This is a genomic window from Streptomyces sp. NPDC058525, from assembly GCF_042719495.1.
Lineage (GTDB): Bacteria > Actinomycetota > Actinomycetes > Streptomycetales > Streptomycetaceae > Streptomyces.
In genome coordinates, this window is sequence record NZ_JBHXNP010000004.1 from 119,188 (window position 1) to 138,435 (window position 19,248).

Annotated in this window: 18 protein-coding genes; 7 read left to right on the forward strand and 11 right to left on the reverse strand. The window is 72.9% G+C overall.

All coding sequences use genetic code 11. The features are described 5' to 3' along the window. Nucleotides 1-65 precede the first annotated feature (65 nt). Both ACFWP3_RS03770 and ACFWP3_RS03775 read left to right on the forward strand, forming a co-directional pair. Nucleotides 66-1,760 carry a hypothetical protein gene (locus ACFWP3_RS03770; RefSeq protein WP_384215795.1) on the forward strand — a complete coding sequence of 565 codons (1,695 nt, stop codon included), beginning with the start codon at nucleotides 66-68 and terminating at the stop codon, nucleotides 1,758-1,760. Between the two features lie 13 nt (nucleotides 1,761-1,773). Beyond that, nucleotides 1,774-3,360: a DUF2142 domain-containing protein gene (locus tag ACFWP3_RS03775; RefSeq protein WP_384215797.1), complete on the forward strand. Its 1,587-nt coding sequence runs from the start codon at nucleotides 1,774-1,776 to the stop codon at nucleotides 3,358-3,360. A 9-nt stretch (nucleotides 3,361-3,369) separates the two neighbouring features. Here ACFWP3_RS03775 and ACFWP3_RS03780 read toward each other — a convergent pair whose 3' ends face one another. Both ACFWP3_RS03780 and ACFWP3_RS03785 read right to left on the reverse strand, forming a co-directional pair. Beyond that, nucleotides 3,370-4,086, reverse strand: coding sequence for a carbon-nitrogen hydrolase family protein (locus ACFWP3_RS03780; RefSeq protein ID WP_384215799.1), 717 nt, complete (start codon nucleotides 4,084-4,086; stop codon nucleotides 3,370-3,372). Nucleotides 4,087-4,109: 23 nt separating this feature from the next. Next, nucleotides 4,110-4,688 carry a TetR/AcrR family transcriptional regulator gene (locus tag ACFWP3_RS03785; RefSeq protein ID WP_384215801.1) on the reverse strand — a complete coding sequence of 193 codons (579 nt, stop codon included), beginning with the start codon at nucleotides 4,686-4,688 and terminating at the stop codon, nucleotides 4,110-4,112. A gap of 161 nt (nucleotides 4,689-4,849) precedes the next feature. On the opposite strand from ACFWP3_RS03785, the gene ACFWP3_RS03790 reads away from it, so the two are divergent. Next, a complete protein-coding gene (locus ACFWP3_RS03790; protein ID WP_384215803.1) occupies nucleotides 4,850-7,303 on the forward strand; it encodes a beta-glucosidase in 2,454 nt (817 codons plus the stop codon). Between the two features lie 109 nt (nucleotides 7,304-7,412). On the opposite strand, the gene ACFWP3_RS03795 is transcribed toward ACFWP3_RS03790, so the two are convergent. Then, nucleotides 7,413-8,309, reverse strand: a complete 897-nt coding sequence (locus ACFWP3_RS03795) for an SGNH/GDSL hydrolase family protein (RefSeq protein WP_384215805.1) — start codon at nucleotides 8,307-8,309, stop codon at nucleotides 7,413-7,415. Nucleotides 8,310-8,558: 249 nt separating this feature from the next. Between ACFWP3_RS03795 and ACFWP3_RS03800 the strand changes: the two genes are divergently transcribed. Beyond that, the gene (locus tag ACFWP3_RS03800; RefSeq protein ID WP_069920163.1) at nucleotides 8,559-9,053 is read left to right on the forward strand and encodes a DUF3145 domain-containing protein; all 495 of its coding nucleotides are present in this window, start codon (nucleotides 8,559-8,561) and stop codon (nucleotides 9,051-9,053) included. Between the two features lie 75 nt (nucleotides 9,054-9,128). Here ACFWP3_RS03800 and ACFWP3_RS03805 read toward each other — a convergent pair whose 3' ends face one another. From ACFWP3_RS03805 to ACFWP3_RS03825, 5 genes are all read right to left on the reverse strand, one after another. Further along, the gene (locus ACFWP3_RS03805) at nucleotides 9,129-10,403 is read right to left on the reverse strand and encodes a beta-ketoacyl-[acyl-carrier-protein] synthase family protein (RefSeq protein ID WP_384215808.1); all 1,275 of its coding nucleotides are present in this window, start codon (nucleotides 10,401-10,403) and stop codon (nucleotides 9,129-9,131) included. Between the two features lie 79 nt (nucleotides 10,404-10,482). Continuing rightward, nucleotides 10,483-10,731, reverse strand: coding sequence for an acyl carrier protein (locus tag ACFWP3_RS03810; protein WP_361760513.1), 249 nt, complete (start codon nucleotides 10,729-10,731; stop codon nucleotides 10,483-10,485). A gap of 54 nt (nucleotides 10,732-10,785) precedes the next feature. Beyond that, the gene (locus tag ACFWP3_RS03815; protein WP_384215810.1) at nucleotides 10,786-11,790 is read right to left on the reverse strand and encodes a ketoacyl-ACP synthase III; all 1,005 of its coding nucleotides are present in this window, start codon (nucleotides 11,788-11,790) and stop codon (nucleotides 10,786-10,788) included. A 19-nt stretch (nucleotides 11,791-11,809) separates the two neighbouring features. After that, nucleotides 11,810-12,727 carry an ACP S-malonyltransferase gene (locus tag ACFWP3_RS03820; protein ID WP_384215812.1) on the reverse strand — a complete coding sequence of 306 codons (918 nt, stop codon included), beginning with the start codon at nucleotides 12,725-12,727 and terminating at the stop codon, nucleotides 11,810-11,812. Between the two features lie 89 nt (nucleotides 12,728-12,816). Beyond that, a complete protein-coding gene (locus tag ACFWP3_RS03825) occupies nucleotides 12,817-14,034 on the reverse strand; it encodes a PucR family transcriptional regulator (protein WP_384215814.1) in 1,218 nt (405 codons plus the stop codon). Between the two features lie 80 nt (nucleotides 14,035-14,114). Here ACFWP3_RS03825 and ACFWP3_RS03830 point away from each other — a divergent pair, with 80 nt between their 5' ends. Further along, nucleotides 14,115-14,771 (forward strand): pirin family protein, encoded by a 657-nt coding sequence (locus tag ACFWP3_RS03830; protein ID WP_384215816.1) that lies wholly within the window; start codon nucleotides 14,115-14,117, stop codon nucleotides 14,769-14,771. Here the strand turns inward: ACFWP3_RS03830 and ACFWP3_RS03835 are convergent. Next, on the reverse strand, nucleotides 14,768-15,586 hold the full coding sequence (locus ACFWP3_RS03835) for a serine hydrolase domain-containing protein (RefSeq protein ID WP_384215818.1): 819 nt from the start codon (nucleotides 15,584-15,586) through the stop codon (nucleotides 14,768-14,770). The two genes, ACFWP3_RS03830 and ACFWP3_RS03835, sit on opposite strands and share 4 nt — an antisense overlap. 52 nt (nucleotides 15,587-15,638) lie before the next feature. On the opposite strand from ACFWP3_RS03835, the gene ACFWP3_RS03840 reads away from it, so the two are divergent. Next, on the forward strand, nucleotides 15,639-16,031 hold the full coding sequence (locus ACFWP3_RS03840) for a MerR family transcriptional regulator (protein ID WP_384215820.1): 393 nt from the start codon (nucleotides 15,639-15,641) through the stop codon (nucleotides 16,029-16,031). Continuing rightward, a complete protein-coding gene (locus ACFWP3_RS03845) occupies nucleotides 16,028-17,059 on the forward strand; it encodes an aldo/keto reductase (RefSeq protein ID WP_384215822.1) in 1,032 nt (343 codons plus the stop codon). Before ACFWP3_RS03840 ends, ACFWP3_RS03845 begins: the two co-directional genes overlap by 4 nt. 39 nt (nucleotides 17,060-17,098) lie before the next feature. Here the strand turns inward: ACFWP3_RS03845 and ACFWP3_RS03850 are convergent, their stop codons facing one another. Both ACFWP3_RS03850 and ACFWP3_RS03855 read right to left on the reverse strand, forming a co-directional pair. Next, entirely contained in the window at nucleotides 17,099-17,953 is an 855-nt protein-coding gene (locus ACFWP3_RS03850) for a DUF4429 domain-containing protein (RefSeq protein ID WP_384215824.1), read from the reverse strand. A gap of 75 nt (nucleotides 17,954-18,028) precedes the next feature. Beyond that, on the reverse strand, nucleotides 18,029-19,180 hold the full coding sequence (locus tag ACFWP3_RS03855) for an alpha/beta hydrolase (RefSeq protein WP_384215916.1): 1,152 nt from the start codon (nucleotides 19,178-19,180) through the stop codon (nucleotides 18,029-18,031). Between the last annotated feature and the right edge of the window lie 68 nt (nucleotides 19,181-19,248).

Below are 19,248 nucleotides of genomic sequence, written 5' to 3' on the forward strand. Positions count from 1 at the left end.
GCAGCGGCTTGCCGAGCAACGACCGGCCGTCGGGCCGAGGACCGACCAGCAGTAGGGACACAGCAGTGACAGTCAGTACCGAGGGCACCGCGACCGTGCTGCCCCCGGGCGGACCGGCCGCGTCCGCCCGCCCGATACCGGCCGTCCGGCGCAGGCCGGGCTCCCGCGGCACGCTCCTGCTCCTCGAGGCCGTCGTCGCGTTCGCCGCGGCCCTCGTGCTCCCGCTGCTGGCCCGCGGCTTCAAGCTCGACCCGCTGGACCGGATCGCGCAGGTCAGCGGCCTCGCCGCGATCCAGCTGCGGTTCGCGCTCGTCGGGCTGCTGTTCATCGCCGCCGTGGCGCTGGCGCTGCGGCTGCGCAAGGGCCGGCACTTCGACCTGGCCGCCCGGATCGCCGCAGCCGCCATCGCCGGTCTGGCCAGCGGCTTCGTCGCCGCCGGCGCGGTCGTGGCCCTGCACGGCACGCCCTGGCCGATGTTCGGCCTCAACGGCGACAGCGGCCGCATCGTAGAGTGGGCCAACGCGGTCGCCAACGGCCGCCCCTCGGGCTCCCCGGTCTACCCGCCGGCCCCCCTCTACACCCTCGGCCACTACGCCGAGTGGTTCCGCGGCGGCAACACCGCGTACGCCTTCAAGGACCTCCAGATCCTGGGCGCCGCCGCCTTCGGGCCGCTGGTCTACCTGTGCTGGCGCATGCTGCTCAGCCCGGTCCGCGCCCTCGCCTTCGGCGTGGCCCCGGCCTTCGCGCTGATCGACGCCTACAAGCCGTACAGCCAGACCGTCCTCGTGCTGCTCGTGCCGGTCCTGGTGGCGCTGGTGGTGTCGCTGAGCCGCAGCGCCGTACAGGGCTGGCGGCCGCTGCTGGTCAAGGGCGCCGGGTTCGGTGCGCTGCTCGGCCTGATGTTCCTCACCTACTCGGGCTGGTTCCTGTGGAGCGCGGCCGGCGTGTTCTTCGCCGCGCTGCTCTACTTCCCGTGGCGGAGCGGACGGCTCGGCCGCCTCAAGGGCGCGGCCTTCCTCGGCACCACCCTGGCGGCCTTCCTCGTGGTCGCGGGGCGCTACCTGATGGTCATGCTGACCGAGGGCCAGACCACCAAGGACTACAACTTCCGGTTCGACAACTTCACCGACCCGGCGTACTACCTCATGTGGCGCACCGACATGCCCGGCAAGGTGGGGGACTGGCCGCCGCCCGGCGAGTACGGCGGGGTCGGGCTGTTCGCGCTGGTCACCTTCGTGTGCCTGGGCGCCGCGATCTGGCTGGGCATCCGCAAGCCGATGGTGGTCACCATCGCGGCCATGTTCATCAGCGCGTGGGTGATGCGCATGTACATCGCCTCGCACATGTACGAGACGCAGACCGTCCAGCTCTACACCCGCACCAACAACCAGCTGCTCTACTGCGGGCTGCTGCTGTGCGCGCTCGTCGCCCACCTGGTCTCGCAGCGGATGGCCGCGCGCAAGGCGGAGGCGGAGGTCGCGGCCGGTGCGGCCGGCGGCTCCGCGGGCAGTACGGCGGGCACCGGGTTCCCGGCCCGCGAAGGGGCGGTGATCGGAGCGCTGTGCGCCCTGCTGCTGCTCCTCGGCACCGTCTCCTCCTCGATGGCCGACCGCTACATGCCGGCCAAGGAGAACACCTACCGCATTCTGCCCTGGGTCTCGCACACCATCACGGAGCAGGACGGGAGCTGCCCGAAGTACGCGCCCGGCGGCACCTGCTCCAAGGACGGCGACCAGAGCTGGCTGAGCTTCATCCGATGACTCGAGGGAACCGATGATCCCCGCACTGACGCGGTTGGCCGACTGGTCGGCCAGAACACCCAAGCGGCTCTGGCTGATCTCGTTCGCGCTGTTCTTCACGCTCGCGGGCTCCTGGTCCGCGGCCAGCCCCCTCGGCAGCTCCCCCGACGAGCACGCGCACTTCATCCGTGCCGCGGCCGTCGCCAGGGGCCAGATCGGCGGACCCCAGGTGATGGTTCCGCACACGGTGGCGGGCATCGAGGGGCAGTTCGCCGAGACCGGGGTGGACCTCCCGCGGTGGTACGGCAACCTGCCCACGGTGCACGAGTGCTACTCCTGGCGCCAGTCGAGGCCCGCGTCCTGCGCGCCCTCGCTCGGGAACGCCCAGGAGATCGTGCAGACCACCACGGCGGCCGGCCGCTACCACCCGGCGTACTACCTGGCGACCGGCTGGCCGAGCCTGCTGGTCGACGGCCCCAAGGGGCTGTACCTGATGCGCTTCGTGTCGGCGCTGCTCTGCTCGGCGCTGCTGGCCAGCGCGGTGGTCACGGCCGCCGAATGGCGCCGGCGCTCGCTGGCGGTGCTCGGCGTGCTCGCCGCGGCCACGCCCATGACCCTGTACATGGCCGGCATGGTCAACCCCAGCGGCGGTGAGATCGCCGCCGGGATCCTGGTGTGGACGGCCCTGCTGGCGATCGTGCTCTCGCCCGATCCACGGCTGCTGAACCGCCGGCTCGCCCGGCTGGGCATCGGCGGACTCGTACTGATCAACATCCGGCCGCTCGGCCTGATCTGGTTCGCCGGGGCCGTCGTCTTCTGCCTGCTGCTGACGCAGCGGCGCGGAGTGCTCGGCTCGGTGCTGCGCCGCAAGGCCCTGTGGATGTGGACGGGCCTGCTGGGCCTGGCCACGGCCGGGGCGCTGTACTGGGCGGCGAAGCACCCCGACAACTCGAAGATAAACATCCCCGACTCGCTCACCGCGGGCGTGGCGGCCAAACGCACCATGGGCAACACCGACTGGTACATCAAGCAGATGCTCGGGTTCTTCGGCTGGCTGGACACCCCGGCCCCGGCCTTCACGTACCTGGTGTGGATGGCGGTGCTCGCGACGCTGGCCGCGCTGGCCCTGATCTACGGGCGCAAGCGCGACCTGCTGGCGATGTTCGGCATGCTGGCCGCGATCGTGCTGGTCCCGGTGGCGGCCCAGGCCTCCGAGGCGGAGCGGATCGGCATGGTGTGGCAGGGCCGCTACCTGCTGCCCTTCGCCGTCGGCCTGCCGCTGATGGCCGTGCTGATCTGCGCCACGCGCGCCTCCGAGCGGGGCTTCCCGTGGCGGCGGCTGGTCGGCTTCTCCGTGGCCGGCCTCGCGCTGGCCAACGGGGCGGCGTTCTACTGGGTGCTGCGCCGCTTCACGGTCGGCACCAAGGGTTCGTGGCTGGCGACCCACGCGCACTGGGCCCCGCCCGGCGGCTGGGTGTTCTGGACCGGCGTGTACACGGCGGCGGCCCTCGCCATCGTGGTGACGGCCCTGATGTCGGACCGCAAGCCCGCCCCGCCGCAGCTCCCGGACCTGGACACCCCGCGGCAGGGCCACCACGCGCGGGTGCCCGAGCCCGCCTGACCCGGGCCGTCAGGTGGTGGCGCCGACCTCGGCGGCCACCACCGACGGCGTCCGGTCGTCCGCCTCGGCCAGCAGCCCGCCGCCCGGGGCCCACACGGCCGCGCCGCCGCAGCCGGTCCACGGGCCCGCCGGGCCGACGTGGTTGGCGAGGACGACGTACAGGCCGTGCTGCTCGGCGATCCCGGTGTGCACGGCCACCCGCTGGCGGACGCCGTCGCCCGTCCCGTACAGGGACGAGGCGAGGTGCACCCGGCAGCCGTCGGCGGCGCCCCGGCCGGACAGGTCGGGGAAGTGGTTGTCGTAGCAGATGCCCAACGAGAAGCGGATCCCGCCGAGTTCGAACCGCCCCTCGGCCCGCCCGGGGCTGAAGACGTCCTGCTCGTGCCCGTAGAGGTGCTGCTTCAGGTAGGTGGTCACGTGCGCGCCGTCCGCGTCGTGGACCAGCGTCGCGATGGCGGGGCGCCCGTCCCCGGCGGGGACGGCGACGTTGACGGCGGTGGCGACGCCGGCGGAGCGCAGCGGATCCAGCCGCGGGTCGTCGGCGGCCGTCCACAGCCCGGGGTCGGCGGCGAGCGCGTCCAGCTCGTAGCCGGTGAGCGCGAGCTCGGGGAACACCACGAGCCCGGCGCCCTGTTCACGGGCCCGTACGGCGAGTTCGGCGGCCCGTGCGGTGTTCGCGCGGACATCGGCGGGTATGCAGGTCAGCTGCGCTGCGGCGATCTTCACCCGACTCAGCCTAGGGCCGCGCGTCAACTCCCGGCAGGGCCCCGCAGCAAGGTCAGGAACGAGCGGAACGCCGCGGGCATGTCCACCTCTTCGGGGGCGAGGAGCCACTGGTACTGGAGGCCGTCCATGACCGCCGTCAGCAGCGGGGCCGCCTGTTCCGGGGTGAGGCCCGAGGGGAGGCGCTCGCCGAACTCGGCGCGCAGGACGGCCGCCATCTCACCGCGGACCTGCGCGTAGCGCTCGGTGAAGAACTCCCGGGCCGGGTGCCCGTCGGTCACGCTCTCGCCCAGCAGCGCCGAGAAGGTCTGCACGATGCCCGGGCGCATGGCGTTGTACTCCACCAGCGAGGCCAGCAGGTCGAGCCGCCAGGTGTCCGCCGAGGCCCGTGAGCCGCCGCCCGTGTCCCAGCGGTCGCGCTCTTGCAGCACCGCGACCAGCAGGGCCTCCTTCGTCGGGAAGTAGTGCAGCAGTCCCTGCTGGGTCAGGCCGACGCGCTCGGCCACCGCGCCCAGCGATGCGCCCCGGTAGCCGCGCTCCGCGATCACCTCGACCGCGGCGCGCACGATGTCCTCGCGCCGTTCCTCGCTCCTCGCCCTGGCCATCGCCCCGGCACCCCTTTCCGTTCGCGCCTGTCCTCAGCACCGTACGACATTCGAATATCACGAAAACATTACGAGACCTACCGCTCTACAGGCAACAGGTCCACGATGGGGGCACCGCACTCGCACCGCACTCGCACCGCACTCAACGAGGAGGCACGGCCGTGACCGATGCCGATCAGGTCCGCAACAGCGTCGTAGAAGAGGCGCTCGGCAAGCTGGATCTCGACACCAAGACCCGTCTGCTGGCCGGCCAGGACATGTGGTCCCTGCCCGCCGTTCCCGAGATCGGCCTGAAGTCCCTGGTCATGTCCGACGGCCCCATCGGGGTGCGCGGCGTGCGCTGGACCGCCGACGACCCGTCCATCGCCCTGCCCTCCCCGACCGCGCTCGCCGCGGCCTGGGACCCGGCCCTCGCCCGCCGGGCCGGCCGTCTGCTGGCCCAGGAGGCCCGCCGCAAGGGCGTCCACGTCCTGCTCGCACCCACCGTCAACCTGCACCGCTCCCCGCTCGGCGGCCGGCACTTCGAGTGCTACTCCGAGGACCCCTACCTGACCGGCGAGGTCGGGGCCGGGTACGTGAACGGCGTCCAGGACGGCGGGGTCGGCACCACGGTCAAGCACTTCGTCGGCAACGACGCCGAGACCGAGCGGTTCACCGTCGACAGCGTCATCGCCCCGCGCCCGCTGCGCGAGCTGTACCTGGCCCCCTTCGAGGCCATCGTCGCCAATGCCCACCCCTGGGGCATCATGACCGCCTACAACCGGGTCAACGGCACGACGATGACCGAGCACCGGTACCTGGTCAACGAGGTGCTGCGCGGCGAATGGGGCTTCGACGGCTGCAACGTCTCCGATTGGATGGCCGCCCGCTCCACCGCCGGGGACATCGAGGGCGGCATGGACGTGGCCATGCCCGGACCGCAGAGCGTCTACGGACCCGCCCTCGCCGAAGCCGTCCGGGCCGGCGAGGTCCCCGAGTCCGCCGTGGACGAGGCCGTGCGCAACGTGCTGCGCCTCGCCGCCCGCGTCGGCATCCTGGAGGGCGCCCCCGCCGCCGTCACCGAGGCCCCCGCCGAGGTCGACGGCCAGGCGCTGGCCCGCGAGCTCGCCGCCCGCGGCTTCGTCCTCGTCCGCAACGAGGCCGTGGCCGGCCGGAGCGCCGCCCTGCCCCTCGACGCCGCCGCCGGCACCGTCGCCCTCCTCGGCGCCGCGGCCCGCGACGCCCGCATCCTCGGCGGCGGCTCCGCCACCGTCTTCCCCGAGCGGACCGTCTCCCCGCTCGACGGCCTCACCGCCGCCCTCCCGGACGGTGCGCTGACCTACTGCGTCGGCGCCGACCCCTCCGAGGAGCTCACCCCCGCCGGCAAGGGCTTCGAGCTGCGCGCCGTCTGCCGCGACGCCTCCGGCGCCGTCATCGGCGAGGGCAGCCTGCCGTCCGGCCAGGTCCAGTGGATCGGCAACGACCTGCCCGCGGGCGCCGCGTACGAGACGATGGCGTCCATCGAGGTCACCGGCACCTTCCTGCCGCGCGAGAGCGGCGAGCACGCCTTCGGGACCCGCGGGCTGGGCGCCTTCACCCTCGCCGTCGGAGGGCGGACCCTCTGGGAGGGCGTCCAGGAGATGGGCAACGAGGCCGACCCCTTCGAGGCCTTCTTCGGCGCCCCCAGCGAACGCGCCCGGATCGACCTCGCCGAGGGCGAGCCCGTCGAGGTCTCGCTGACCTTCCACGTGCCCGACATGACCGCGCTGCCGCTCAAGGCGATCATGTTCTCGCTGCTGCACCTCGGCCCGCGGCGCGACGCCGACGAGCTGATCGCCGAGGCCGTGGCGGCCGCCCGCGCCGCCGACACCGCCGTCGTGGTCGTCGCCACCACCGACCGCGTGGAGTCCGAGGGCTTCGACCGCAAGGACCTGTCCCTGCCGGGCCGTCAGGACGACCTGGTGCGCGCCGTCGCCGCCGCCAACCCGAACACCGTGGTCGTCGTCAACGCCGGCTCCCCGGTCGAGCTCCCGTGGCGCGAGGAGGTGGCCGCCGTACTGCTGACCTGGTTCCCCGGGCAGGAGGGCGGGGCCGCGCTGGCCGACGTACTGCTCGGGGACGCGGAGCCGGGCGGGCGGCTGCCCACCACCTGGCCGGCCCGGTTCGCCGACGCCCCCGTCACCGAGGTCGTGCCCGCGGACGGGCGCCTGGAGTACCGGGAAGGGCTGTTCATCGGCTACCGGGCCTACGAGCAGCAGGGCGTCCTACCCGCCTTCCCCTTCGGGCACGGGCTCGGATACACCGACTGGGCGTACGAGTCCCTCGAGGTCACCGCCACCACGGCCCGGGTCCGCCTCACCAACACCGGCACCCGGCCCGGCCGCGAGACCGTCCAGGTCTACCTGGCGCCCAAGGCCGACGCCTTCGAGCGCCCGGCCAGCTGGCTGGCCGCCTTCGCGGGCGTCGAGGCGGGCCCCGGCGAGAGCGTCGAGGCCGAGATCGCCCTGCCCGAGCGGGCCTTCGAGATCTGGGACGAGGAGACGGGCGGCTGGCGGCGGATCGGCGGCAGCTACGAGGTCCGCGCCAGCCACTCGCACGGCGACACGCGGCTGACGGTCACGCTCGACATCTCGTGACACAGCGTCACGACACGCCGTAAGGACGAAATGGCCGGAAATAACCCCTGCCGCGTCCCCTGAAACTGGACCGGAGGCGGGCCCTGACACTCGCCTCCGGTCCGTCGCGTCAACGTGGCGGCTGCGCCGCCGTCACCTGTCGGTGCGCCAGTTCCGCCAGCCGCGCCTGGCCGTCCTTGCCCGGATGGAACCAGTCCCAGCGGCTCAACTGCTCCGTCGAGAAGGGGTACTGGAAGACCGCTCCGCCGTCGTAGCGGCACAGCGCGTCCTTCGCGCAGACCTCGCGCAGCACCTCGTTGTACTCGACCACCCGCGCCCGCACCTGCTCGCGCCGGGCCTGCGCCCCCGAGCCCGCCGACAGCGGATCGGCGAGCATCGACTGGCAGATGCCGAGGCTCCAGATCCGGCGCACCATCGGGTCGTCCTTGCCCTGCTCCCACAGCCGCTGGAGGTCCGGGACGCTGGAGACGTACACCTGCGTGGCGGGGGTCGCGGCCCGCAGCCCCGCGAGGGCCGCCTCGAAACCGGACCGGAACTCGGCCACCGGAGTCATCGACGAAGCCGTGGGCCGGCAGGCGTCGTTCGAGCCCACCATGACCGTGACCAGGTCGGGCTTGTGCGCGGCCGCCTGCGACAGCTGCGCGGGCAGGTCCGCCATCCGCGATCCGGTCACCGCGAGGTTCCAGCTGCGGGCGGGCGCCTCGGCCTCCCCGAGCAGCCGCGCGGCCAGGGACCGGACCGCAGGATCGTTTCCGGTGGCCCAGGAGGCCTCGGGGCAGTCGGCCAGGACCGAACAGGCGTCGAAGCCGCGGGTGATGGAGTCGCCGACCGCCGCGATCGAGGCGGGCGCGGTGTTCCAGCGCGGCGCGGCCTGCGCCCCGCGCTCGCCCTCCTCGCCCGGACCGCCCGGCCCGCACCCCGTCAGCGCCCCGGCCAGCAGGACGGCCGCCGCTCCCGCGCCCGCGAGGGTCCGGCGCGCGCGGCTGCGCGGAGCGGTGGTGCGCATGGGATGGTCCCCTCCTCGACACCCCCGTGTCGTGCGGGGGGTCCTGCTGAGTGAAAGCTCTGTGTTTACCGGCCTCGGAGCGACCGTACGTCACACCATGACCCCTGACGCACGGTAGCTTTTTCCCGTGGCGTTTCGGCCGCAGGTCCCGTTGCGCAATGTCAAATAATTTCCGTTACATTACATCACGTCACATACTGTCCGTTTTCTGGAGTTTATTCCCGACCTCGTCCCACACTGGAGGTCCCGGTGACGACACGTGGAGTTCTGTACGTGCATTCCGCACCGCGCGCGCTCTGCCCGCACGTGGAATGGGCTGTTGCGGGCGTGCTCGGGGTGCGGGTGAACCTCGACTGGATCAGGCAGCCCGCCTCCCCGGGCACCTGGAGAGCCGAGTTCTCCTGGCAGGCCGAGGCGGGCACCGCCTCGAAGCTCGCCTCCGCACTGCGCGGCTGGCACCTGCTGCGCTTCGAGGTGACCGCCGAACCCTGTCCGACCGCCGAGGGCGAGCGCTACAGCTCCACCCCGGAGCTCGGCATCTTCCACGCCGTCACCGGCATGCACGGCGACATCCTGATCCCCGAGGACCGGCTGCGCGCCGCCCTCGCCCGGTCCGGCCGCGGCGAGACGGACCTGGAGGCGGAGATCGCCAAGCTGCTCGGCAAACCCTGGGACGACGAACTGGAGCCCTTCCGCTACGCGGGCGAAGGGGCCCCGGTGCGCTGGCTCCACCAGGTCGTCTGAGGACACCGCCGCCCGCGGACGACGCGAAGGGCCCCGACCGGCAGCTGCCGGTCGGGGCCCTTCGTACGTACGGGGTCAGACGCTCCGGAAGGCGAGGGTCACGTTGTGGCCGCCGAAGCCGAAGGAGTTGTTGATCGCGGAGATCGGGCCGTCGGCCGGCAGCTTGCGCGGCTCGCCGCGCACGATGTCCGCGTCGATGTCGTCGTCGAGCTCGTCGACGTTGATCGTCGGCGGGGCCAGCCGGTGGTACAGCGCCAGCACGGTCGCGACGGTCTCGATACCGCCCGCACCGCCCAGCAGGTGACCGGTCATCGACTTGGTCGCGGAGATCGCGATGTGGTCGAGGTCGTCGCCCAGCACCTTGCGCAGGGCCTTCAGCTCGGCCGTGTCACCCTGCGGGGTGGACGTGGCGTGCGCGTTCAGGTGCACCAGCTCGGTCGTGTCGAGCCCGGTGTTGTCGAGCAGGTTCTGCACCGCCGCCGCGACACCGCGGCCGGTCGGCTCCGGCTGCGCGATGTGGTGGCTGTCCGCGGACAGGCCCTGGCCCAGCACCTCGCAGTAGACCCGGGCGCCGCGCGCGGCGGCGTGCTCGGCGGACTCCAGGACGACGACGCCGGCGCCCTCGCCCAGGACGAAGCCGTCACGGCCCTTGTCGTAGGGGCGCGAGGCCTGCTCGGGGTTCTCGTTGTTCTTGGACATCGCCATCATGTTGGCGAACGCGGCGATCGGCAGCGGGTGGATCGCCGCCTCGGTGCCGCCCGCGACGACCACGTCGGCACGGCCGCTGCGGATCATCTCGACGGCGTAGCCGATGGCCTCGGCGCCGGACGCGCAGGCGCTGACCGGAGTGTGCACGCCCGCCCGGGCGTTGACCTCCAGGCCGACGTTGGCGGACGGGCCGTTCGGCATGAGCATCGGGACGGTGTGCGGGGAGACCCGGCGCACACCCTTCTCCTTCAGCACGTCGTACTGGTCGAGCAGGGTCGTCACGCCGCCGATGCCGGAGGCGATCACGGTGCCCAGGCGCTCGGGGGCGATGGACGCGCCCGTCGTCTCCGCGCCGGCCGGGTCGGTGTAGCCGGCGTCGGCCCACGCCTCGCGGGCGGCGATGACGGCGAACTGCGCCGAGCGGTCGAGCTTGCGGGCCAGCGGCCGGGGCAGGACCTCGCCGGGGTCCACGGCGGCCTGTGCGGCGATGCGGACCGGGAGCTCGGCGAAGCGCTCGCCCTCCAGGGGCTTTACGCCGGAACGGCCGGCGAGCAGACCTTCCCAGGTCGAAGCGCTGTCGCCACCCAGCGGAGTGGTTGCGCCGATACCGGTGACGACCACGGTGCGATTGGTCGGGCTCACAGGAATTCTTTCTCCACGTCTCAGGGGGTGCTGAATTGTCACGGCGCCACCGCCAGGTGGCGACAAACGCTCGTCAGGCTCAGGCCTGGTGGTTCAGGATGTAGTCCGCGGCGTCGCCGACCGTCTTGAGGTTCTTGACGTCCTCGTCCGGGATCTTGACGTCGAAGCGCTCTTCGGCGGCGACGACGACCTCGACCATGGAGAGGGAGTCGACGTCGAGGTCGTCGGTGAACGACTTGTCGGTCTGGACGTCCTCGACGGGGATGCCGGCGATCTCGTTGACGATCTCGGCGAGACCGGCGACGATCTCTTCCTGGGTGGCGGCCATGTGGCGCTCCTTCTCTGGGTAACTGGGTATTCGGGCCGGATGCGAATCCGGACCCTAGGGGAGGGTAACGACCGTCGCGGCGTAGACGAGTCCCGCCCCGAAGCCGATGACGAGCGCGGTGTCGCCGCTCTTCGCCGCTCCGGTCGCCAGGAGCCGCTCCATAGCGAGCGGGATCGAGGCGGCCGAGGTGTTGCCGGTGGTCTCCACGTCACGGGCGACCGTGACGTGCTCCGGCAGCTTCAGAGTCTTCACCATCGAGTCGATGATCCGCATGTTTGCCTGGTGCGGAATGAAGACGTCCAGGTCGTCGGCGGTGATCCCGGCGGCGTCGAGCGCCTGCTGGGCCACCTTGGCCATCTCGAAGACGGCCCAGCGGAAGACCGCCTGACCCTCCTGCGTGATGGCCGGGAACTTCTCGGCGCTGTCCTTGCTGCGGAACTCGTCCCACGGCACGGTCTGCTTGATGGTCTCGGACTTGTCGCCCTCCGAACCCCACACCGTGGGGCCGATGGCGGGCTCGTCCGAGGGGCCCACGACGACGGCGCCGGCGCCGTCACCGAACAGGAAGGCCGTCGCGCGGTCCTCCAGGTCGGTCAGGTCCGAGAGCCGCTCCACGCCGATGACGAGCACGTACTGGGCGGAACCTTCCACCACCAGGCCCTTGGCCAGGGTCAGGCCGTAGCCGAAGCCGGCGCAGCCCGCGGAGATGTCGAAGGCGGCCGGCTTCACGGCGCCGACCCGGTGCGCGATCTCCGTCGCGATCGCCGGGGTCTGCTTGAAGTGCGAGACCGTCGAGACGATCACGGCACCGATCTGCTCCGGGGAGACACCGGCGTCGGCCAGCGCCTTGCCGGAGGCCTCCACCGACATCGCGGCGACCGTCTCCTGGGGCGAGGCCCAGTGCCGGGTGGCGATGCCGGAACGGGAGCGGATCCACTCGTCCGACGAGTCGATCGTCTCGAGGATGACCTCGTTGGGCACCACACGGGTCGGGCGGTAGCCGCCGACGCCGAGGATGCGGGCGTACGGGGAGCCCTTGGCCGGCTTGATCTTGGACATGCTGTGTGGGCTCCTTCTCTCAGGCCGTCTGCTCGGCGATGAGCGCCGCGGCCTTGTCGAGATCGTCCGGGGTCTTCAGCGCCACGTTCGGCACGCCCTTGAGCGCGCGCTTGGCCAGACCCGTCAGGGTGCCGCCGGGGCAGAGCTCGATGATCCCCGTGACGCCCAGCTCGGCGAACGTCTCCATGCACAGGTCCCAGCGGACCGGGTTCGCGACCTGGCCGACCAGGCGGGCGACGACGTCGGCACCCGTGGCGACGACGAGGCCGTCCTTGTTCGAGACGTACTTCAGCGCCGGGTCCGCCGGGGACAGGGCCGCGGCGGCCTTCTCCAGCGTGGCGACCGCCGGGGCCATGTGGTGCGTGTGGAAGGCGCCCGCGACCTTGAGGGCGACGACCTTCGTGGAGCCTTCGGGCTTCTCGGCGACCAGGGCGGAGATCTGCTCCGTGGTGCCGGCCGCCACGATCTGGCCCGCGCCGTTGATGTTGGCCGGGGTCAGCCCCAGCGCCTCCAGGTGCGCGACGACCACGTCGCGGTCACCGCCGAGCACCGCGGCCATGCCGGTCTCCGTGACGGCGGCGGCCTCGGCCATGGCCAGACCGCGCGTACGGACGAGCGACAGCGCGTCGGCGTCGGACAGCACACCGGCGTACGCGGCGGCGGTGAACTCGCCTACGCTGTGGCCCGCGACGGCGCCGAAGGCCGAGGACGGGCCCAGTGCGCCGGCGGACAGCAGACCCGCCGCGACCAGCAGCGGCTGGGCCACGGCCGTGTCGCGGATCTCGTCCGCGTCGGCCTTGGTGCCGTAGTGGGCAAGGTCGAGCCCGATGGCGTCCGACCAGGCGGCGACGCGGTCAGCGGCACCGGGAAGGTCGAGCCAGGGAGTCAGGAAGCCGGGCGTCTGAGCGCCTTGGCCGGGAGCGACGAGTACGAGCACCCTCACACTCTCTCTTGTGGATGGTCCCTGCCGCCCGTGGGGACAGGGACCAAGAACCGTCGGGGTAATTGTTGATGTCCGACAAAAGTCTAGGACTGGCTGTCACCGTCGGCCAGACGCCCCAGAATCAGGGCGATCCGCAGCGTGAACGCCGAGCGGACATCAGAAGGTGACCAGCCGGTGACGTCGGTCACACGTCGCAGCCGGTAGCGCACCGTGTTCGGGTGCACGAAGAGCATGCGCGCGGCCCCTTCGAGGCTGCTCGCCTGCTCCAGATAGACACTCAGCGTCTCCAGCAGCGCCGAGCCCGCCTCCTCCAGCGGTCTGTAGATCTCCTCCACCAGCTGCTCACGGGCAGCGGGATCCGAGGCGATGGCCCGCTCCGGCAGCAGATCGTCCGCCAGAACCGGGCGCGGGGCGTCCTGCCACGCCGTACAGGCCTTCAGCCCGGCCGCCGCGGCCTGCGCCGACTTCGTCGCGTTCAGCAGGTCCGACACCACCGGACCGGCTACGACGGGACCGGCCGCGAACGGCCCGATCAGGGACTTCGCCACCTGCATCGGGTTGTCGCTGCCGCCCGCGATGACCACCAGGCGGTCGCCGAGCACCCCCGTCAGGACCTGGAGCTTGTGGTGCCGGGCCGCGCGCCGGATCGCCTCGACGGTCAGCTCGCTGTCCCCCTCCGGCGCGGTGCCCAGCACCACGCACACGTGCTCGGGGGAGTTCCAGCCCAGCGCCGCGGCCCGCGAGAGCGCGCCCTCGTCGGCCTCGCCGGACAGCACCGCGTTGACCACCAGCGACTCCAGCCGCGCGTCCCACGCCCCGCGCGCCTCGGCGGCCTGCGCGTACACCTGGGCCGTCGCGAAGGCGATCTCCCGGGCGTACACGAGCAGCGCCTCGCGCAGGATCTGCTCGTCGCCCGGGGCCGCGACCTCCTCGATCGCGGTCTCCATGACCTCGATCGTGGTGCGGACCATCTCGACGGTCTGGCGCAGGGTGATCGCCCGGGTCAGCTCCCGCGGAGCCGTCCCGAACACGTCGGTGGAGATCGCCTGAGGGGTCTCCGGGTGCCGGAACCACTCGGTGAACGCGGCGATGCCGGCCTGGGCGACCAGGCCGATCCACGACCGGTTCTCCGGGGGCATCGCCCGGTACCACGGCAGGGTCTCGTCCATGCGCGCGATCGCGTTGGCGGCGAGCCGGCCGGAGGACTTCTCCAGTCGGCGCAGCGTCGCGGTGTGCGGATGGGCGGGAGCGGGATGCGCGGCCTGTGTCGCGGGGGAATGCTCACGTTCGGGTTGGGGCACGTGACAAGACTGCCTTATCGGGACGGCTGCGCGGAGTCCGGTCCCGTGTCCGGCCTGTGGCTGGGTCTACGGTGGCCCCCATGATTGATGTACGCCGCGGCGCCGACCGGTACGAGGGCGGGGACCAGGCCGCCGGGATCACCACCCGGCACGCCTTCTCCTTCGGATCCCACTACGACCCGGAGAACCTGCGCTTCGGTCCGGTCCTGGCCTGCAACGAGGAGACCCTCGCCGCGGGCGCCGGTTTCGACGAGCACCCGCACAGCCACACCGAGATCGTCACCTGGGTCGTCGAGGGCGAGCTCACCCACCGCGACGACACCGGCGAGGAGGGCGTGGTCCGTCCCGGAGACGTACAGCGGCTCAGTGCCGGATCCGGGGCCCGGCACGTGGAGCGCAACGACGGCGCGGGACGGCTGCGCTTCGTGCAGACCTGGCTCGCGCCGCTCGAACCGGGCGGCGACCCCTCGTACGAGGTGGTCGGGGGCATCTGCGACGGCACGCCCTACGAGGTCCCCGCGGCCGGAGCCGTGCTGCACGTCCGGCGGCCGGGCGCGGGCGAGCGGGTCGCCGTACCGGCGGCGGAGCGCGTGTACCTGCACGTGGTGCGCGGGGACCTGCGCCTGGACGGGGAGGAGCTCGGCCCGGGGGACGCGGTGCGGATCACCGGCGAGAAGGGCCTGGAGATCGTCGCCGGGTCCCCGGGCGAGCTGCTGATCTGGGAGCTTCCGGCCTAGGCGGAGCGGAGCTCGGCGAGGACCGCGTCGGTGAACGGGGTCCACGCCTCCACCGCCCACGGGCCGAACGCGCGGTCCGTCAGGGCCACGCACGCGGCGGCGGCGTCCGGGTCCACCCACAGGAAGGTGCCGGACTGGCCGAAGTGGCCGAAGGTGCGCGGGGACGAGGAAGAGCCCGTCCAGTGCGGGGACTTGCCGTCGCGGATCTCCATGCCCAGGCCCCAGTCGTTGGGGGACTGGTGGCCGTAGCCCGGCAGGACGCCCTTGAGGCCGGGGTGCACGACGGAGGTGGCCTCCGCGACCGTGCGCACGTCGAGCAGCCGGGGCGCCTGGAGCTCGGCGGCGAACCGCAGGAGGTCGGAGACGGTCGAGACGCCGTCCTTGGCGGGCGAGCCCTCCAGGGTGGTGGAGGTCATGCCCAGCGGCTCGCACACCGCCTGGTGCAGGTACTGCGCGAAGGGGATGCCGGTGGCCTTGGCGATGTGGTCGCCGAGGACCTCGAAGCCGGCGTTCGAGTACAGCCGGCGCTGCCCGGGCGGGGCGCTCACCCGGTGCTCGTCGAAGGCCAGCCCGCTGGTGTGCGCGAGCAGGTGACGGACCGTCGACCCCTCGGGCCCGGCCGGCTCGTCCAGCTCGATCGCCCCCTCCTCGTACGCGACGAGGGCCGCGTACGCGGCGAGCGGCTTGGTGACCGAGGCCAGCGCGAAACGGTGGCCGACGGGTCCGTGGGAGCCGGCCAGGCTGCCGTCGGCGCGTACGACGGCAGCCGCGGCCGTCTGCACCGGCCAGTTCTCGATGATCCGCAAGCTCTGCATGGCGTCGAGCCTACTTGCTTGGAGTGCACTCAAGGGTTTTAGCGTGTGGCCCATGAGCCTGACGCAGACGCGGTACACGATCAGCGAGGTCGAGGCCCGGACCGGTCTGACCCAGCACACGCTGCGCTGGTACGAGCGGATCGGCCTGATGCCGCACGTGGACCGCTCCCACTCGGGACAGCGGCGCTTCACCGACAAGGACCTCGACTGGCTGGCGTTCGTGGGCAAGCTGCGCGCCACCGGGATGTCGGTGGCGGACATGGTCCGCTACGCCGAACTGGTCCGCGAGGGCGAGCACACCCTCGACGAGCGCCGCGAGCTGCTGGAGGCGACACGGCGCGATGTGCGGGCCCGGCTCTCGGAGCTGACGGACGCGCTCGCCGTACTGGACTACAAGATCGATTTCTATGCGATGAAGGCGGTCGCGGGGAAGGCGCAGTCATGACGGAGTACGACGGCACCACCACCATCGAGCAGGTCGAACTCGGCAAGGGCGGCCCGCTGGTCGGCGTCCAGGGCCTGGGCTGCATGGGCATCAGCGAGTTCTACGGGGACACCGACGAGGCGGCGGCCCGCGCGACCCTGGACGCGGCGCTGGCCGCCGGGGTCACCCTCTTCGACACCGCGGACGTCTACGGGCAGGGGCGCAACGAGGAGTTCCTCGCCCCCTTCGTGGCCGCGCACCGCGAGGAGATCACCCTGGCGACGAAGTTCGCCATAGAGCGCAACGAGGACCCGCACTACCGCGGCGTCCGCAACGACGCCGCCTACGTCCGGCAGGCGGTCGAGGCCAGCCTGCGCAGGCTCGGCGTGGACGTCATCGACCTGTACTACATGCACCGGCGCGACCCGGCGGTGCCGCTCGCCGAGTCGGTGGGCGCGATGGCGGAGCTGGTGCGCGAGGGCAAGGTGCGCCACCTGGGGCTCAGCGAGGTCACCGGCGCGGAACTGCGCGAGGCGCACGCCGTGCACCCGATCGCGGCGCTCCAGTCGGAGTGGTCGCTGTTCAGCCGGGACGTGGAGCGCAGCGCGGTGGGTGCGGCGGCCGAGCTGGGCGTGGCCTTCGTGCCGTACTCCCCACTGGGCCGGGGGTTCCTGACGGGGGCCTTCGCCGACGCCTCGACGGACCTGGAGGCCGAGGACTTCCGCCGCCACCAGCCGCGGTTCACCGGCGAGAACGCGAAGTCGAACGCGGCGCTGCTGGCCCCGGTCCGGGAGGTCGCGGCGGCGCACGGGGCGAGCCCGGCGCAGATCGCGCTGGCCTGGGTGCAGCAGCGGGCGCGGGTGCACCAGGGGCTGACCGTGGTCCCGATCCCGGGCACCCGCAGGGCGGAGCGGCTGCGGGAGAACGCGGCGGCGACGCGGATCACGCTGACGGCGGCGGAGCTGGCGCTGCTGGAGCCGATCGCCTCCCGGGTGGCGGGGGACCGCTACCCGGACATGACCTTCACCTCGGCGTCGCGGGAGGCCTGACCGGCCGTCCGGGGCTGCCGAGCCGGCCCCGGGCGGCGGTCAGGTGGTCTCGGCCGTGAACCGGTCCCGCAGGGCCACGTACTCCGCGTCCGTCAGCAGGCCCGCCGAGTGGAGCTCGCTCAGGTGCTCGAGCCGGTCGTCGGACGGCCGGGGCGAGGGGAGGGCGGCGACCGGGGTACGGCCGCGCAGGGCGGCGAGGACGGCCGCGGCGAACGGCAGCGACTCGTGCACCGACCCGTAGCCGACGGCGAAGACGGCCGCCGCGAGGTCGTGGCTCGGGCGGGGGTCGGCCCCGGCGTCGTGGGGCTCGCGCAGCAGCAGCCGCAGGTGTCCGCCGGGGCCGTCCGGGGAGCTCCACTCCACGCCGGCGATGTCGGCCAGCGGGTAACGCTGGTCGCCCGCCTTCCATTTGGTGCTGGTGGCGCCCGTACGCGACCAGTGGAAGGCGACCGCCGAGCCGTCGAGGGTCACGCGCGCGTCGTACGCCTTCAGCTGGAGCGGCGGCCGCGGCACGTCGACCAGGAAGTGCTCGGCGGGCTCGGCCGCCTCCGGGCCGAGCCGGGAGCGCAGCGCGTCGGCGAAGGCCTCCGCGTACGGGGCCCGGTCGCCCGGCAGCACCATCCGGTAGGGGTCGCAGACCTCCCTCAGCTGCCCGGCGGCGGCCTCCATCAGCGGATCCGCGCCCGGCCGCGGGACGGCGCGCAGCACCACCGTGTCCCGCTTCCCGGCGGTCACGGTCACCCCGGACACCGCTTCCAGGGGGATCCGGCGCGTGCCGAGGGCGTGCAGGAGTCTCGGCTGTCTCGGCGTGCGTATCCCCCGTGCGAAGCGGATGAGCACCGAGTCCGAGTCGAACTCCCAGACGGCATGGTTTCCGGCCAGTACGTCACCCATGCGGCACATCGTAAAGGGAGGGGCCCTCGCGCGTCCCCCTCGGAGCGAGCCCCACTTTTCGGGCCTCTACGCGCGTCAGTCGGTCTCCGCACCGGAAACGCCGTCCCGGCAGGCGTCGTCCCCGGTCGCGCACACGACGGAACCGAATGCGCCGGTTCCGATTTTGGCGAAGTTGTCCACCGAATCGGTACCTGGCTCGAAATAGCCGGTGTGGGCCTTGGCCGTGGCGGAGGACAGCAGTCGCGCACCGAATTCCGGAGAGACCGGGTCGGCACCGTGGCCCAGCCCGCCGAACTCCAGGTGCGGTACGTCGGCGATCCAGTCGCCCTCGTCCCGCGTGGCCCAGACCCGGGCCGAGGTGTGCAGTCCGGCGACGTTCTCCGTGCGCATCCCGGGGCTGCCCGCCACCACCACGTCCGTCACCCGGCGCGGCAGCTCGTGCGCGGCGACCCCGCACACCACCGATCCGTAGCTGTGGCAGAACAGCGCCACGGTGGAGTCCCCGGGCAGGGCGGTGGTCAGCGCCTTCAGCCGGACGGCGCCGTCGAAGGCCATCCGGCCGGTGGCGGCGTCCATGCCGACCCCGGTGGGCGCGCTGTAGCCGGCCCAGGCGATGACCGCGGTCCGGCTGTCCGGGGCGGCCGCGCGCTGGGCCTCGTACAGGGACTCGGCCATGCCGACCGGGGCGGTGAAGCGGCGCTGCGTGCGCTCGAAGGTGACCGCGTCGGTGTCGACACCGGGGACGACCACCGAGACCCGGCGGGCCCGGTCCAGGTTCCCGAAGACCTCGGCGACGAGGCCGCCGCCGGTGGGGTCGAAGGCGAGGATCTGCCGGCCGGGCTCGGCGAGCGAGGCGAAGCGGTGGGCGCGGCGGATGGCGGTGGCCCGGTCGGCCGGGGCCAGGGCCACGTCGCGGCCGCGGGCCTCCTCGACCAGGCCGGCCTGCTCCAGGCCGAGCCGGTTGGCCCGGTAGCGGGTGTCGGCGGGGGCGCCGTCGAGGTTGCCCACGACCAGCGGGTAGCCGTCGGCGAGCCGGGCCCGCTGGGCGCCGTCGAGCCTGTCGAAGAAGTGGGCCACGGTCGTGGCGGGGGCGTCGGCGGGCGGAACCGGCCGGCCGCCGATGCGGGCCTGGGACCAGGCGGCGAGCGCGGCGGTGCGCAGCGGGGTGCCGCCCTCGGGGCGGTGCACGGCCGTCCAGCCGGTCGTCGCCAGCATGACGAAGACCACCGCCAGCGCGAGCAGGGTGCGCAGGGCGGCGGGGCGCGGGTCGGCGCCGGGGGCGGTGGGGAGGGCGA

Bases quoted from the DNA above. Each gene is read 5' to 3' on its own strand.
- ACFWP3_RS03775 (WP_384215797.1), top strand. From the start codon at position 1,774: ATGATCCCCGCACTGACGCGGTTGGCCGACTGGTCGGCCAGAACACCC.
- ACFWP3_RS03785 (WP_384215801.1), bottom strand. From the start codon at position 4,688: ATGGCCAGGGCGAGGAGCGAGGAACGGCGCGAGGACATCGTGCGCGCC.
- ACFWP3_RS03795 (WP_384215805.1), bottom strand. From the start codon at position 8,309: ATGCGCACCACCGCTCCGCGCAGCCGCGCGCGCCGGACCCTCGCGGGC.
- ACFWP3_RS03810 (WP_361760513.1), bottom strand. From the start codon at position 10,731: ATGGCCGCCACCCAGGAAGAGATCGTCGCCGGTCTCGCCGAGATCGTC.
- ACFWP3_RS03815 (WP_384215810.1), bottom strand. From the start codon at position 11,790: ATGTCCAAGATCAAGCCGGCCAAGGGCTCCCCGTACGCCCGCATCCTC.
- ACFWP3_RS03830 (WP_384215816.1), top strand. From the start codon at position 14,115: ATGATTGATGTACGCCGCGGCGCCGACCGGTACGAGGGCGGGGACCAG.
- ACFWP3_RS03835 (WP_384215818.1), bottom strand. From the start codon at position 15,586: ATGCAGAGCTTGCGGATCATCGAGAACTGGCCGGTGCAGACGGCCGCG.
- ACFWP3_RS03840 (WP_384215820.1), top strand. From the start codon at position 15,639: ATGAGCCTGACGCAGACGCGGTACACGATCAGCGAGGTCGAGGCCCGG.
- ACFWP3_RS03845 (WP_384215822.1), top strand. From the start codon at position 16,028: ATGACGGAGTACGACGGCACCACCACCATCGAGCAGGTCGAACTCGGC.
- ACFWP3_RS03850 (WP_384215824.1), bottom strand. From the start codon at position 17,953: ATGGGTGACGTACTGGCCGGAAACCATGCCGTCTGGGAGTTCGACTCG.